14 protein-coding genes and 1 rRNA gene are annotated in these 13,727 nt (G+C 64.6%); 8 read left to right on the forward strand and 7 right to left on the reverse strand.

Going from position 1 to position 13,727, the window contains the following annotated elements; all coding sequences use genetic code 11:
* Positions 1 to 97: ribosomal RNA gene (gene rrf / locus CH273_RS09480) — 5S ribosomal RNA — on the forward strand; the annotation flags it as partial.
* 581 nt (positions 98 to 678) lie between these two features.
* Positions 679 to 1,299, forward strand: coding sequence for a DUF6188 family protein (locus CH273_RS09485; protein ID WP_052049404.1), 621 nt, complete (start codon positions 679 to 681; stop codon positions 1,297 to 1,299).
* Here CH273_RS09485 and CH273_RS09490 read toward each other — a convergent pair.
* Positions 1,278 to 2,027, reverse strand: a complete 750-nt coding sequence (locus CH273_RS09490) for a YqjF family protein (protein WP_230596716.1) — start codon at positions 2,025 to 2,027, stop codon at positions 1,278 to 1,280. The two genes, CH273_RS09485 and CH273_RS09490, sit on opposite strands and share 22 nt — an antisense overlap.
* 23 nt (positions 2,028 to 2,050) lie before the next feature.
* Positions 2,051 to 2,719 carry an SIMPL domain-containing protein gene (locus tag CH273_RS09495; RefSeq protein WP_032394934.1) on the reverse strand — a complete coding sequence of 223 codons (669 nt, stop codon included), beginning with the start codon at positions 2,717 to 2,719 and terminating at the stop codon, positions 2,051 to 2,053.
* A gap of 88 nt (positions 2,720 to 2,807) precedes the next feature.
* On the opposite strand from CH273_RS09495, the gene CH273_RS09500 reads away from it, so the two are divergent.
* The gene (locus CH273_RS09500) at positions 2,808 to 3,800 is read left to right on the forward strand and encodes an isopenicillin N synthase family dioxygenase (RefSeq protein WP_032394935.1); all 993 of its coding nucleotides are present in this window, start codon (positions 2,808 to 2,810) and stop codon (positions 3,798 to 3,800) included.
* Here the strand turns inward: CH273_RS09500 and CH273_RS09505 are convergent.
* Positions 3,794 to 4,222 carry a DoxX family protein gene (locus CH273_RS09505; RefSeq protein ID WP_032395091.1) on the reverse strand — a complete coding sequence of 143 codons (429 nt, stop codon included), beginning with the start codon at positions 4,220 to 4,222 and terminating at the stop codon, positions 3,794 to 3,796. The genes CH273_RS09500 and CH273_RS09505 overlap by 7 nt on opposite strands.
* 34 nt (positions 4,223 to 4,256) lie before the next feature.
* Between CH273_RS09505 and CH273_RS09510 the strand changes: the two genes are divergently transcribed.
* Positions 4,257 to 5,324: a DNA polymerase IV gene (locus CH273_RS09510; protein ID WP_032394936.1), complete on the forward strand. Its 1,068-nt coding sequence runs from the start codon at positions 4,257 to 4,259 to the stop codon at positions 5,322 to 5,324.
* Here the strand turns inward: CH273_RS09510 and CH273_RS09515 are convergent, their stop codons facing one another.
* The 3 genes from CH273_RS09515 to CH273_RS09525 all read right to left on the reverse strand — a co-directional run bounded on the left by CH273_RS09515 (position 5,325) and on the right by CH273_RS09525 (position 9,429).
* Complete coding sequence (locus tag CH273_RS09515; RefSeq protein WP_032394937.1) at positions 5,325 to 6,029, reverse strand: TerD family protein; 705 nt, start codon at positions 6,027 to 6,029, stop codon at positions 5,325 to 5,327.
* Positions 6,030 to 6,154: 125 nt separating this feature from the next.
* Positions 6,155 to 7,906: a pyruvate dehydrogenase gene (locus CH273_RS09520; protein ID WP_032394938.1), complete on the reverse strand. Its 1,752-nt coding sequence runs from the start codon at positions 7,904 to 7,906 to the stop codon at positions 6,155 to 6,157.
* A gap of 404 nt (positions 7,907 to 8,310) precedes the next feature.
* Positions 8,311 to 9,429 (reverse strand): YbfB/YjiJ family MFS transporter, encoded by a 1,119-nt coding sequence (locus tag CH273_RS09525; protein WP_032394939.1) that lies wholly within the window; start codon positions 9,427 to 9,429, stop codon positions 8,311 to 8,313.
* 155 nt (positions 9,430 to 9,584) lie between these two features.
* Here CH273_RS09525 and CH273_RS09530 point away from each other — a divergent pair, with 155 nt between their 5' ends.
* The 4 genes from CH273_RS09530 to CH273_RS09545 all read left to right on the forward strand — a co-directional run bounded on the left by CH273_RS09530 (position 9,585) and on the right by CH273_RS09545 (position 12,335).
* Positions 9,585 to 9,884: a type VII secretion target gene (locus CH273_RS09530; RefSeq protein WP_032394940.1), complete on the forward strand. Its 300-nt coding sequence runs from the start codon at positions 9,585 to 9,587 to the stop codon at positions 9,882 to 9,884.
* Positions 9,881 to 10,864 carry a WXG100 family type VII secretion target gene (locus CH273_RS09535; protein WP_032394941.1) on the forward strand — a complete coding sequence of 328 codons (984 nt, stop codon included), beginning with the start codon at positions 9,881 to 9,883 and terminating at the stop codon, positions 10,862 to 10,864. Before CH273_RS09530 ends, CH273_RS09535 begins: the two co-directional genes overlap by 4 nt.
* 206 nt (positions 10,865 to 11,070) lie before the next feature.
* Positions 11,071 to 11,808 carry a hypothetical protein gene (locus CH273_RS09540; protein WP_143546195.1) on the forward strand — a complete coding sequence of 246 codons (738 nt, stop codon included), beginning with the start codon at positions 11,071 to 11,073 and terminating at the stop codon, positions 11,806 to 11,808.
* Entirely contained in the window at positions 11,805 to 12,335 is a 531-nt protein-coding gene (locus CH273_RS09545; RefSeq protein ID WP_052049405.1) for an LpqN/LpqT family lipoprotein, read from the forward strand. Before CH273_RS09540 ends, CH273_RS09545 begins: the two co-directional genes overlap by 4 nt.
* Here CH273_RS09545 and CH273_RS09550 read toward each other — a convergent pair.
* The gene (locus CH273_RS09550; RefSeq protein WP_052049406.1) at positions 12,332 to 13,699 is read right to left on the reverse strand and encodes an MmgE/PrpD family protein; all 1,368 of its coding nucleotides are present in this window, start codon (positions 13,697 to 13,699) and stop codon (positions 12,332 to 12,334) included. The genes CH273_RS09545 and CH273_RS09550 overlap by 4 nt on opposite strands.
* Positions 13,700 to 13,727: the final 28 nt, after the last annotated feature.

Consider the following 13,727-nt stretch of genomic DNA (forward strand, 5'->3'; position numbering starts at 1 on the left):
GGAAACGCCCGGTCCCATTCCGAACCCGGAAGCTAAGCCCTCCAGCGCCGATGGTACTGCACTCGACAGGGTGTGGGAGAGTAGGACACCGCCGAACACAATTTCCCAGAACACCCCCAGACCACCCGGTCCGGGGGTGTTCTGCATTTCGAAACCACCCACATCACACCAGACCCGAGCAGCCCACACCCACAGGGCAAACGCGCGCGCAGTCGCCATACGCGCGCACAATCGCACCCCGACCGCTCCCCAATCCCCGCGCACCTGACAAACGCGCGCGCATTCGCGGTCCGCCGGGTCCGCAACCCGGATGCCGCCGTCCGCACAGCTACCCGTCACTCCGACGAACGCGTGCGCATTCGCCATCCGCGCGCACAATCGCACCCCGATCACCCACCATTTCCCGCGCACCTGACGAACGCGCGCGCATTTGCGGAATGCCGACCACCATCGCAGCCGGCATCAGCCTCACCCGACCCGAGCAGCCCACACCAACAGGGGGCAAACGCGCGCGCATTCGTCATCCGCGCGCAGAATCGCACCCCGATCACTGACCATTTCCCGCGCACCTGACGAACGCGCGCATTTGCGGACACCGAGGCCGTACCCCGTACCCCGCATCGTGCCCCGGCCAGTCTTTGTGGGCTCCCACAGGATTGTGTGGCACAGTCGATGGCGATGAAACTCGCCGTCGATCAGAAGCGTGTCAGCAGAATCCTGCTCGATTTCGATCTGAGCATCGAATTCGACAACGGTGCCAGCATTGCCTTCAGCGAGGTGATGATCGACGGACTCACTGTCGACGAGGACAATCAGTTCGAGGGTCTACGAGCGCTCGCGACACTGCACGGTCTCGTATGCGACGACGCAGACTACGACGAATCCGGTGTTCTCCGTCTGACGTTCGAGGGCCGGCAGACAGTGGTGGCCAGTCCGCGAGACGAGGTCGAATCCTGGGAGTACACGGCTGCGGACGGCTCGACAGTGGTGTGTGGACCGGGCGGGGCTGTCGAGTCGTGGCCCGCACCCGAGCATCCGACGTCGGTGGCCCCGACCGTCGAGAGGCTTCCTTCCATCGGTGCGACCGTGGTTCGGCTCTCGACCGGCGACGACCCTGCCGTCGAATTCTCGGATGGGACCAAGCTGTTGTTCGACCTCTCCCTCGACGCCGGGTACCTCGTGTTGCGGGAAAGTGTGACGTCGAGTTCTCTCGCCGACAGCGTCGCTGCTGCACAAGGAGATTGGGTCGTCGAACTGTCCTCGGGGCACGTGATCTTCTACCGACCGCGCACTACGTAGGGTCTACCGAACTGGGTCTCGACACCGGGTGAGTACAGGATTGAGTCCGGTCGCCGGGTACTGACACCGGGTAGGCCTGCCGCTGCCACGAGCTCGTCCGAGCAGTGGGTGAGTTCTGCGTCGACCAAGGGCCAGTGCCGGTGCACGTTCGGGACGTACAGCAGGCGACCGGCCAGTGAGGTGTGCAATCCCCAACGCGCGGTGAGGAACACAGCGAGCGGATCCTCGGACAGGTCGCGTGATCCTCTGACGACGCCGAAGTCGGTGGTTGCGCCGCGGTGCGGGGGAGCGAGCCGTTTGCTGCGGTAGCCGATCGTGGTGCTGTCGTCGGCGATATCGATCGATGACCAGCGGTACGGAATGCGAGCAGCGTTGGTGCCCAGCACGACTGCGAGTCTGGTTGCTTCCAGGGATCGGAACACGACGCCGCGTCGCCCCTCCGCGTCGACCGAGTACAGCCGAACGTTGATCTCACCGAAGGTGCCGAAGTACGGGACGGGGTGACGGTAACCGAGGCCGGCACCGACCATGTGGAAGCCGATCAGCCCAACCCACGACGAGCCGTCGTATTCGTCGGGTACGCACCCTCGGGGCAACAGCGGGGCGACGTCGGAACTCGGAACCCGCCAGTGTAGAAAGACCAGCCGTTCCCATCGCTGATCCATCACGATCGGACGAGGCAGTAGCGGTGGCCGCGGCCAGAGGCGTCGGGCATCGTCTCGGTTCATGATTCGAGCCTAGGCGCGAGGCGTCAGGAGGCGGTGAATCGGGCGTGCACGCTCGCCGAGATGGTGATTTTCTCCGGCTTGAGTGCAAATCCGGCAGGCGCTGATTTCGCGGCGAACATACGTGCCGAGGATTCCGGTCCACCGCTCTCCGCGAACCCTGGAAGCAGACCGGGATCGGCCACCGCGACAGCGTGCACGCCCGATCGTCCCAGGCTCGACGCGTAGGCCTCGGCCTTCGAGACGGCGTCGCGCACAGCGAGTTCCCGGACCGCCAAGGTGTGAGCGGTTCTGCTGGATTCGGTGAGGTCCCAATCGAAGTGGTCGATCGACACTCCCTCGAGTGCCGAGGCTGCGTAGACGAACGCGTCCACCAGATCGAGCTGGCTGAACTGCACTTCCACTGACGCCTCGGCTTGATAGACGTACGGCAGTTGCTCTCCGTCGTGGTTGAACGGGCGGTGGCGCGAGTGGCGCACCTGGTCCACCGACCATCGATCGATGGGTCCCCCGTCACTGTTGTAGAGCGGCTCGACCAGTCTGGTGAGCTCCCGGACGAGTTGCTGAGCAGGCTCGGATGCGGACTCTGCAGTGCGACCGTCGGTGCGGACGGTCAGCGCGAGTGTGCACTGTTCGGGTGGGTAGGTGGCTGCGCCGTGACCGACGACGGTGATGTCGAGTGCTTCGGGGCTCATGACACTCAGTGTTGCATCCGGGTCGGGCGGTTTTACCGAACCTGAACACTGCTGGCCGACGCGTCGAGGGAGGAGGACAATCACGAACATGCTTCCCGTTCTCGATCTAGGTCTGGCCGACCACGACCCCCGCGCGTTCCAGTTGTCGCTGCGCGAAGCAGCTCACGGGTCCGGCTTCTTCTATCTCGTCGGACACGGGATCGAGATCGAACGAATGCACGAGGTACTGCGCCTCGCGCGAGAGTTCTTCGCCGTGCCGGACGATGTGAAGGACGAAATCAGTCAGCTGAAGAGCCCGCATTTCCGCGGCTACTCCCGGGTGGGTGGCGAGCTGACCAACGGCCGGGTGGATTGGCGAGAGCAGATCGACATAGGTCCCGAACGCCCGGCGATCGAGGGAGCCGAAGGCTACTGGAACCTGCAGGGCCCCAACCTGTGGCCGTCGCAGCCGGCCGGGTTCCGAGAGACGTTCGAGCAGTGGGAGCAGTCCGTGTCGGGTCTCGGGCTCCGGTTGCTCCGGCACTGGGCGCAGTCATTGGGTGCGCCCGAGAACGTGTTCGACGACGCTTTTGCCACTGCGCCCGCGACGCTGATGAAAGTCGTGCGTTACCCGGGCACTGCTGATCACTCGCAGGGCGTCGGAGCGCACAAGGACTCCGGGGTGTTGACGTTGCTGCTCGTCGAACCGGACTCGGCCGGTCTGCAAGTGGAGACGACCGCCGATACGTGGATCGACGTACCGCCGCTGGACGGCGCGTTCATCGTCAACATCGGCGAGTTGTTGGAGGTTGCGACCGGCGGCTATCTACGTGCGACGCGTCATCGGGTGGTCGCGCCGGGACCCGACACCGACCGGATATCGGTGCCACACTTTCTGAGCCCGGCCCTCGATGCCGTCGTCCCGGTGATCGAACTGCCGCCCGAATTGGCGCGGCAGTCACGAGGAGTCGAGGACGATCCTGCCAACCCCATCTACAGCACCTACGGCGAAAACGCGTGGAAGTCCCGTACGCGAGCACACCCCGACGTGGCGCAGTTGCACCACGGCATCGTTCCGGCCGGTCGGCAGTCTGCCTACTGATTTCTACTGTGTCCCTGACGTGATGCGCGAAACTGCGCCCATGCGCCGGTGCACCACAAGGCCCATACGATCAGCAGTGGCTGGAACAGCAAACGGATCCCTCGGGCCGTATCTGAGTCGAGGCCGAACGCGTCGGTGTGCGTGACGAACTGCGAAATGTTGCCGGGAAAGACCGCGACGAAGAACGCCGCGACCACCCAACCGATGACCGGTGTGCGAGCGGTCCAGAACAGCAGCGCCAGGCCGAGCGCGATCTCGACGACACCCGACGCCAGCACGACGAAGTCGGTACTGATCGGAACCCAGGTCGGCACCTGGGCGGCGAAGGTGCTCCTCGCCCAGAAGAGATGACTGAGTCCGGCGAAGACGAGGAACGCTCCCAGTACTACTCGTCCGATGGTGCGAGAAATCGATTTCGTCATGGCGTCATGAGACACCACGGGCACACTGAGCACTATGACCGGGAGTACACCGACCGACCCAGCGCGGCGCCGATGGGTACTGCACGTCGACCTCGATCAGTTCATCGCTGCCGTCGAAGTGCTCCGCAACCCGGACCTGGCGGGTAAAGCCGTCGTGGTCGGCGGTAGAGGAGACCCGACCGAGCGTGGGGTGGTGTCGACGGCCTCGTACGAGGCGCGTGCGAAGGGCGTCGGATCCGGAATGCCACTACGCGTCGCCGCGAAGAAGATCCCGGACGCAGTCTTCCTCCCCGTGGACAAGCCGGCGTACGACGAGGCCTCGGCACTGGTGATGGACACTCTGCGGTCGTTGGGATTCGTGGTCGAGGTGATCGGATGGGACGAGGCGTTTCTCGGTGTGGAGACCGACGACCCCGAGGGCGTGGCAAAGACCGTCCACGACGCGGTGTTCGACGCGACGGGGCTGCATTGCTCGGTCGGCATCGGGGACAACAAGTTACGAGCCAAGATCGCCACCGATTTCGACAAGCCTCAGGGCATCTACCGGCTTACGCAGGACAACTGGTTCGAGGTGATGGGCGATCGCGGTACCGATGCGTTGTGGGGGATCGGCAAGAAGATCTCGAAGAGGCTGACCGCCCTCGGCATCTCGACAGTCCGAGAACTGGCCGATGCCGAGGACGCGGACCTCGCCGCAGCGTTCGGACCGAAGATCGGTCCGTGGCTCGGTACCAAAGGGCGAGGTATCGACCTCGCACCGGTGACGTCCGAGCCGTGGGTCGCACGGTCACACAGCCGTGAGGTCACGTTCCAGACCAACGTCGCCGATTGGGCGATCATCCGAGACGAGGTCGCCGCGTTGACGTCGAAGGTGCTGGCAGACATCGAAGCCGAGAACCGGCCGGCCGTGCGAGCGGCATTGAAGATCCGCTACGCGCCGTTCGAGACCCATACCGTCAGTGCACCTATCATCGGAGCGCCCACCTTCGATCCGGAGATCCTGACCTCGGCCGCGGTGGCGCTCGTCGACCGCCTCGACCATACGAGAGAGGTTCGACTGATCGGCGTCCGGCTGGAAATGACTCCGCCGCAACCTCTCTGACTACTTGCGGCCCGCCGCCCAGCGCAGTCCCCAACCGTACTTCTTGTCGAGGTCGGCTTGGCTGCCCTGTATGTACTCGACTTCGCGGGTGACCGTGATACCGGCAGACGTGTTCTCCAACAATGCGATCGAGCAGATGCGCGCAGAGTTCTCGGCCGAGTCGAGGCGTACCTCGACCTGTGGTCCGCTGGTCGGGTACAGCGTCACCACTCCGTCGACTGCGGCCCAGTTCGGTGCGCCGTCGTAGATCATCGCGAAGATCAGGATGCGGGCGAACTTCTCGGGGTGGGCAAGATTGATGTGCATGTTCTCGCCGCCGCTGACCGAGCCGGAGCGGTCGTCGCCGTCGAGCGCGATGAACGGGGCATCCTGCAGCGAACCGAAGCTGTTGCCGAGCGCTTGGACCACGCCCTTGGAGCCGTCGCGTAGTTCGTAGAGGCACCCGAGGTCGAGATCCACACCGCCGGAGCCGTAGGACGCGGCAGCCAGCTTGGCCAGGAAGCCCTTCTTCTTCGGCTGCGCTGCGGGTGCCCCGGACGACCAATTGAGGTTCACCCGCATGGAGCCCTGCTTTTCGCCGGACTTGGTGAGGCTGATGGTCGGCGATGCCTTGGACAGCGTGACTTTGCTCAGACTGACGGGTGCTCCGGCTTGCTGCGCGGGGTTCTGCCCCGTAGAGGGCTTGCGGGTGTAGTCGATGGCCATGGTGGAGCCTTCCGGGCGGGGAGGTGCCGGATCGCGATGTCCGGTTTGGGCGGTGTGTCGACAATAACCGCACGCCCGACGAGCTCGGTGCCCGCACCGACCTCGGGTTCCCTCGCGATGGCGATCTACGGGCGCGGCACGTTACGCAGATTCGACTTGGCCATCCGAACGGCCTCGCCGACACCGCCGTTGAGCACGACCTTGCTCATCGCGAGTGCGAATCCCTTGATCTGCTCGCCGGTGATGGTCGGCGGGACCGAGAGCGCGAGCGGATCGGTGATCAGCTGTACCAGTGCCGGGCCGTCGACGGCGAACGCGGTCTCGAGTGCGCCGCGAATGTCCTCGGGCTTCTCGACGCGTTGTGCATGGATACCCGCAGCCGCTGCGATGCCGGTGTAGTCGACCTGCGGGACGTCGACCCCGAAGTCGGGCAGACCGTCGACGAGCATCTCGGCTTTGACCATGCCCAGTGTCGAGTTGTCGAACAGCACGATCTTGACCGGCAGCTTGTACATCGCGACGGTCAAGAGTTCGGAGAGCAGCATCGAGAAGCCGCCGTCGCCCGAAATCGACACGACCTGGCGGCCCGGATTGGCGAACTGCGCACCGATGGCGTGCGGCAGGGCATTGGCCATCGACCCGTGCAGCATCGACGCAACGAACGCCCTTCTACCCGTGGGGTTGATGTAGCGCGCGGTCCACACGTTGCACATGCCGGTGTCGGTGGTGAACACGGCGTCGTCGGCGGCGAGGTCGTCGAGTACCGACGCGGCGTACTCGGGGTGGATGGGCACGAGCTTCTCGGCGTTGCGGGTGTACGCACCGACGGTCTTGCCCATCAGGTCGTTGTGCTTGTCCACCCACTTCTCGACATAGCGGCGATCGGCCTTACGAGTGACCAACGGCTGCAACGCATTCAGGGTCGCCCGAACATCACCGTGAATCGGGTACCGGACCGAGGTCCGACGTCCCAGCTTCGTGGGGTCGATGTCGATCTGCGCGGTGGTGACGTCTTCGGGGAGGAACTGCTGATACGGAAAGTCGGTGCCGAGCAGGATGAGTAGGTCTGCGTCGTGGATCCCGGCGTGCGCAGCTCCGTAGCCCAGCAATCCCGTCATGCCGACGTCGTACGGATTGTCGTACTGAATGAACTCCTTGCCACGCAACGAATGTCCGATGGGAGCGCCGATGGTGTCGGCGAACGCGACCACCTCGTCGTGAGCGCCCTTGACCCCGTAGCCGGCGAAGATTGCCACCTTCTCGGCGTCGTTGATGGCGTCGGCCAGCTTCTGGATGTCCGCCGCGGGTGGTGTGACGACCGGTGTCGAGGGGATGGCGATCGGGTCCATTGTGCCTGCGGCCGACAACTCGGCGATGTCGCCGGGAATCGTCAGAACCGACACTCCGCCGCCGGTGACAGCAGCGTTGATCGCCGCACGGAACACCCGGGGTGCCTGCTCGGCATTGGAGACGAACTCGTTGTAGAGCGAGCATTCGCCGAAGAGACGGTCGGGGTGCGTCTCCTGGAAGTAGCCCGATCCGATTTCGCTGCTGGGAATGTGCGACGCGATCGCCAGAACCGGTGCGCCCGAACGATGTGCGTCGTACAGGCCGTTGATCAGATGTAGGTTTCCCGGTCCGCACGAACCAGCGCAGACGGCGAGTGTGCCGGTGGTCTGCGCATCGGCCGACGCAGCGAACGCCGCGGCTTCCTCGTGGCGTACGTGAATCCAGTCGATGCCGCCCTTGGCCGATCCTCCGGTGCGACGCACTGCGTCGACCACCGGATTGAGACTGTCGCCGACGATGCCGTAGATGCGTTGTACGCCGGCGTCGACGAGTCCTCGAACGAGCTGATCGGCCACTGTGGTGGGCATTGATTCTCCTCAACCATGCGACGCGATGTTCTCCGATGTTCTTCGGCCGCGTCTCGTCGACGGCTTCCCTGTGCAGAGGGCCTACCAAACATCCTGGGAGCGCACACGGGAGCCGTCAAGCGAAAAGTGCTGGTAGATGCTGTGGCGATCTCCGTCACGTCGGGATATTTCAGGCAACACCCATAGATGACGGCGGTTATCCGCCTACCGACGAGCTTCGAGTGAACGCAGCCCGGGCGATGGTGGAGATCTAGCTGCGTACCGCGTTCGAGATTCTGTCGACGACCATCGCAACGGCACTCGGAACCGGCTCGATGACGTCCACGTCGGTGCGCAGCGAACGTTCGAGACTCTGGCGCAAGTTCCGGGCTACGACCCACAGCACTGAGCCGAGCGAGCCGTACTCATCGCGATGCGGTCAGTCCGGACACCCGTACGGCCCCGGCGGTCCCGAGGATCAGCACGCCGGTTGCGACTGCGAAGGCGATCGAATAGGAGTCGCCGATCGCAGGTGCGACGATCAGCGGGCCGAGAACCTGTCCGACGCCGTAGAACGCGGTCAGTGTTGCCGCAGTACGTCCGATGGGCAGTGTCTGTGCGGTGCTCATCGTCAGCATCGTGATGCCCATGAACGTTCCGCCGAACAGCAGAGCCGAGAACACGGCAGCAACGGTGTTTCCGGTCAGGGCGGGGAGTACCGCTGCGATCGATTGCAACGCGAACGCTGCCACCAGGGCGTTGCGCGTGCTGCTTCGGCGGGCGACTGCCTGCCACAACACAGTCGCCGGTACCGCGGCGAATCCGACGACGATCCACACCACCGGACCCACCGATGTGCTGCCGTGGCCACCGACCGCCGCCACGAGGAACGTACCGACGATAATGTAGCCGAGACCTTCGAGGAAGTACGCGAACAGCAACGTCCGCCAGACGGTCCGGGTCCTGCGGTCGATGTCGCCGGGTTCAGCCCGCGCTGCGGGCTCGGGATGCACCCGTAGCGTCCACGCCGGGGCGATGAGGACCGTTGTCAGGAGCGCCGAGCACACCCACAGCGCCTCCCATGACAGGTGCGGTCCGACGAGCAGGGTCAGAATTCCCGACGCCGCGATGCCTGCGCCGACGCCGCCGAACGCGATACCCGGGGAAGCGCCGTCGGCGCGATGCTTCGTGACGGTGCTCGCGCACGCGATGAAAACCGCTGCGCTCGCCAGGCCCGCCAGGAACCTCAGTGCGGAGAACGCGGCGGTGGAATGGGCAGCGGCCATGGCCAACTCGCTGGCGACGAGTATCACTGTCCACAGACGGAACGATGTCGTCGTGTTGATCGACGGGCGCACGGACAACACGATTGCGCCGACGAGGTAGCCGGCGTAGTTCGCGGTCGCGATGACGGCACCGCTGCTCGGCGTGACCTCCGATGCATCGACCATGATCGGCAGCAGCGGCGTGAACACGAATCGTCCGACACCCATCGCGGCCGCGAGTCCGGCCGCGGCAGCGAACGACAGTCGACGGCCGTTCATGGCGAGCACCCCCTATATCGTTAGCCGGGCCAACGGTACCCGCCGCATTCACGACCCCGGAATCGGACCGGACGGAACCGATCCGAGCCCACAGGCGTCAAACCCCATGACGCCGAAACACCGGGCGTCGATACGGTGCGACTCGGGGGAGCGTCATGACAGTGAATGTGGATCCAGTGATCCTGCGGCAGTTCTCGAATATGTTGTCGGCGACCGGCGGGGTGATCCGTGAGTTGGATGCTCTTGCTCCGTTCCGTGAATCGGAGAATGCGTTGCAGGGTAGCGACTTCCACGCAGCTTGCGCGGCGGCGGCGGCTGCAGCGGCCGGAGCTGTTGCAGCTCTGGCCGGGCGCGCGGAATGCGTCGCAGACATCGCCCGCGGCGTCGCGCAGAACTACGAGATCGCCGACGACGAACTCGCCCGCCGGCTCGATGCGATGGACCGGCCGAAATGACCCCGACAATCCCGCACGTCGCGGGGTGGGAGCCGGAGTCCATGCGCAAGACGATGATCGAACTGTCGGAGATCGTCGAGCGCGTCAACGGCCAGCGCACCGGAGTGCTCGAGGAGCAGGACGCGTTGGCCGAGACCTGGACCGGCGAAGCAGCCGACGCCGCAGCCGAACGCGTGGTGGCCGAGTGCTCCCGGATGGGCTCGGTGTGCAGTGAGATCGATTCGCTCGGAAAGGCATTCGAGAGCGCGGCCGGAATCGTGGAAGCCGCAAAGGCGCACCTGCAGGCGCAGGTGTCCGCGGCGACGGCCAGCGGGTTCGCCGTACGAGCCGACGGTGTGGTGGATCCCGAGGGAATGATCGCGCTGATTCCCGACGGTCTGGGCGAGGAGAAGGCGCGCCAGGCCGACGAACTACGCTCTGCTGCAGCACAATTGACACGAGACATCCAGGGGGCGCTGTCGCAGGCCGAGCGCGCTGCGATCGACGCTGCGCAGCAGTTGGCCGAACCCACGAAGCACTTGACCGAGCTCGCGCTCGGCAGCGCGACCGGGAACGTCGTGGAGAATCCGGACGGATCGTTCTCCTGGATGCCGGACTGGCCCAGCACCGTGGCCTCGTCGGTGATCTCGGGTATGAGCGACGTGACGAGAAGGGTGCTCGAATTGCCCGGTGTCGATTCCGTCGACGATGTTGCCAAGAACATCGGACGCGGTCTGGGAGTGTTCGGTTCCGTGGCCGGAGCGATCCCCGGAATCGCCGACAAAATCGACGACGGCATGGACCCGACCGAAGCCGTCATCGTCGAGGCCACACCGATTGCCGCGGGAGCAGTTACGACCTGGGCGTTCGGTGTCCTGGGTGGCATGGCGGGTTCCGTCGTTCCGGGACCTGGGACCGTGGTCGGCGCTGCTGCCGGAATCGCACTGGGTGGACTCGTCAGCTATGGAGTAGACAAGCTGCTCGAGGCGGCGGGAAAATGAGCGAATACAGGGACGGTCGGACGCCACAGCGTAAGGACGTGCTGATCAATAGCGTGGTAGGACAGAAGTATCCACTGTGGGTGAGAACGTGGCGCAGTGTTCACCTGGGGTGGCTCGTAGCTCTCGGCGTTCTGTCTGCCGTCCTTGCGGCGACAATCGTGACTTCCGGGCTGCTGAGAACAATCGACGCGGACACACTCCTCTTCATGTCGTGGCTGACATTGCTGATGCTCTTGCCGCTCTCCCTCGCAGTATTGTTGTCCGGCATCGGATCTGCCCGGCTTTCACGTTTCGTGCGACCGGTGAACGTCGCCGGAGTCGGCCGAGGCGTGGCAGTGCCGGGGCGGGGAAATGTGTTGTATCGCGGCGGAATACTTGCATTCGCGTTGGTGGCCGGCGTGTCTTACGTCCAATGGGGAGCAGACGAACCCGTAGGTGCTGCGCGTCACCAGCTGAAGATCGTAGTCATGTCGCACTTCGGCGCTCCGATATTGCTGCTGTTCTTCGCCCTCAGTGTGTTGATCGTCAACCGGACCAGAATTTCACTGCATCCCGATGGCATTGTGGAAGAGATCCATCGTCGCCGCGGGTGGAAGGTCACCACAGCCGTCACGGTCGTGCCGTGGGACGGGATCGTCGAGCTGCAACCGCAGACGCATCCGAATCCGGCCCTGTCACATCCGCACTGGTACCCCACTATCCGAGTCGCGTACCGTGCAGCCGACAGCGAATCGGATCAGGAACTGACGCTGATGGTGTGCGAGAAGAAAGTGGAGCCCAACTCGTTGTATGCCCTGTTGCAATGGTGTCGCGACAATCCCTGGGCTCGTGCGCAACTGGGCCACGACGACGCGCGTGAATTGCTGCGTCCACCCAGTCTGCGCGAGCGCATCCGAGCCGACCGCGCCGCGTCGATCTCCGCTGGAAGGAATGCTGTCCAGTGACGGTTGCAGAAAGGACGATACAAACCTTTCTCCAGCAGGAGGGTGTCGAACTGGTGCCGGTGCACCGCGACGAGTGCGACCGGTTCGGGCTCGAGCTCTCGACGCAACCAGACTGGGAGGTCGTTGCCGAGCACCTGTTCCCGCACGCCACCGCGGTGCTGTGGTCGCCGGCCAACACAATCGACGGATTCGTTCCGAACGTGGTGGTCCTGGTCGGCAAGCTCAGTCGATCGGTTCATCCGGAATCGTTGCTGGACTGCGGCTTCGGTGACTCCCGGGCGCTGCCCGGATGGGTCGAGATCGGTCACGACCGAGACCCGTTCCGTGCTCTACCGGCAGTCTCGATCGCAGGTCGCTACGACTGCGACGGCCGGTTGCTCTTCGCCCGGACCCGCTACGTCGTGGTCCACCACATCGTCGATCAGTATCTGATTCAGGTGACGGTCACCGTGCCGGATTCGCTACGGCAGAAACTGTCCTGCGCCGCGGACGAATTGATCGAGGACATGCGTATCGGGCGACGCTAGTGCCTGGGCAGCTGGAGCAACAGTGCCGCCACGTCCTCCGTCGCACCGAGGGCATCGACGATGTGTTCGAGAACGGTGGTATCGGATTCGCCGACCAAGCGAGAGATCTTGGCTCGCAGCGCGGCGTAGTCCATCGGAAAATGGTCGATGTCGCCGACCGGATTAGGGGTGGTCGCGGAGACCGAACTTCCGTCCTCGAATTCGATCGTCACCTCGGCGGCTCGACGCTCGGGCAGTAGAGCATCCAGTTCGGGGGACGACGCGACGTCGACTCGAGCGCTGAACAACTCGGCCGACGCGAAAGTCGCACTTCGGGGATCGAGCGATTCGACGTCTATCGCGTCGGACACGAATGCGGCGGACACGACGAACGGCAGCGAGAACATAGCGCCCAGCCTGCTGGAAGGATGTCGGCGAAACAGTGGTTCTGCCAACGAATGCGTGCGCACCCGCACACGTTCGATGTCGTCTGCGAACCATTCGGCATTCGAGCGCAGGCTCTGCACGGCGTCGACGGCGGCGTGCGTGTACGAGCAGCTCGCGTGCTGCTTCGTGTAGCCCTCGAGCGTGAGCCATCGATCGCCGAGGTCCTCGGTCAGTCGGGCGATGTTCAAGGTCCCGACGATCGCACCCAAGGTGTGCTCGATGGCACCCGAGTTGTGCACCACCCCCGATCGGGCCAGCCTGGCCGCGTTCAAGCCTGCCCGCGCTGCACCGCCGATCCACAGGTTGCGGGAGAAGTTTCCGTCGAGGACCACTGCCCACGGTGCCACCTGCACCAGAGCCGACGAAGAGTCGATCGCCGCGGCAACCTCGCTGGCTCCGGCACCGTGGATGAATGCCGCCGCCGTGGCTGCACCGGTGGCACCCCAGTGGCCATGGGTGTGCCAGGAGCTGTTGCGGCTCAGTGCCCAGCCGAATCGAGCGGCGACTTCGTATCCCGCCACGATGGCCGTCAGAAAGGTCGAACCCGAAATCGGCGTCGGTGCCAGTCTGGTGGCAGCGATGGCCGCGGGGAGCACGTGCGCAGCAGGATGACCGGCGGCGTACTTGTTGCCCTCGTCCAGTTCGAGGCAACACGATGCGATCGCGTCGAGCTCGGACGCAGTGTCGACCGTAGTGCCTACGCTCCCGCCGATCGGGTGCGTCGATCCAGTTTCTGCAGTCCAGTTCCTTCGCAATTCGACCATCTCGGCGGAGCGGGCACCGGCGAGCGTGACACCCAGCAGATCGAACAGGACCAACCGGGCCCGGTCGTTCAGCGGTGCGGGCAACGGTGCGCCCCTGAGATCGACCATCACGGCAGCCAGGCGGCCTACCGCGGCAATATGTTCCGTTGAGCGAAACGAATTGGAGCCATTCATTCGTGGACTGTAGAAGGCTGCAAATCGA

This window comes from Rhodococcus sp. 05-339-2 (assembly GCF_002258965.1).
Taxonomy (GTDB): domain Bacteria; phylum Actinomycetota; class Actinomycetes; order Mycobacteriales; family Mycobacteriaceae; genus Rhodococcoides.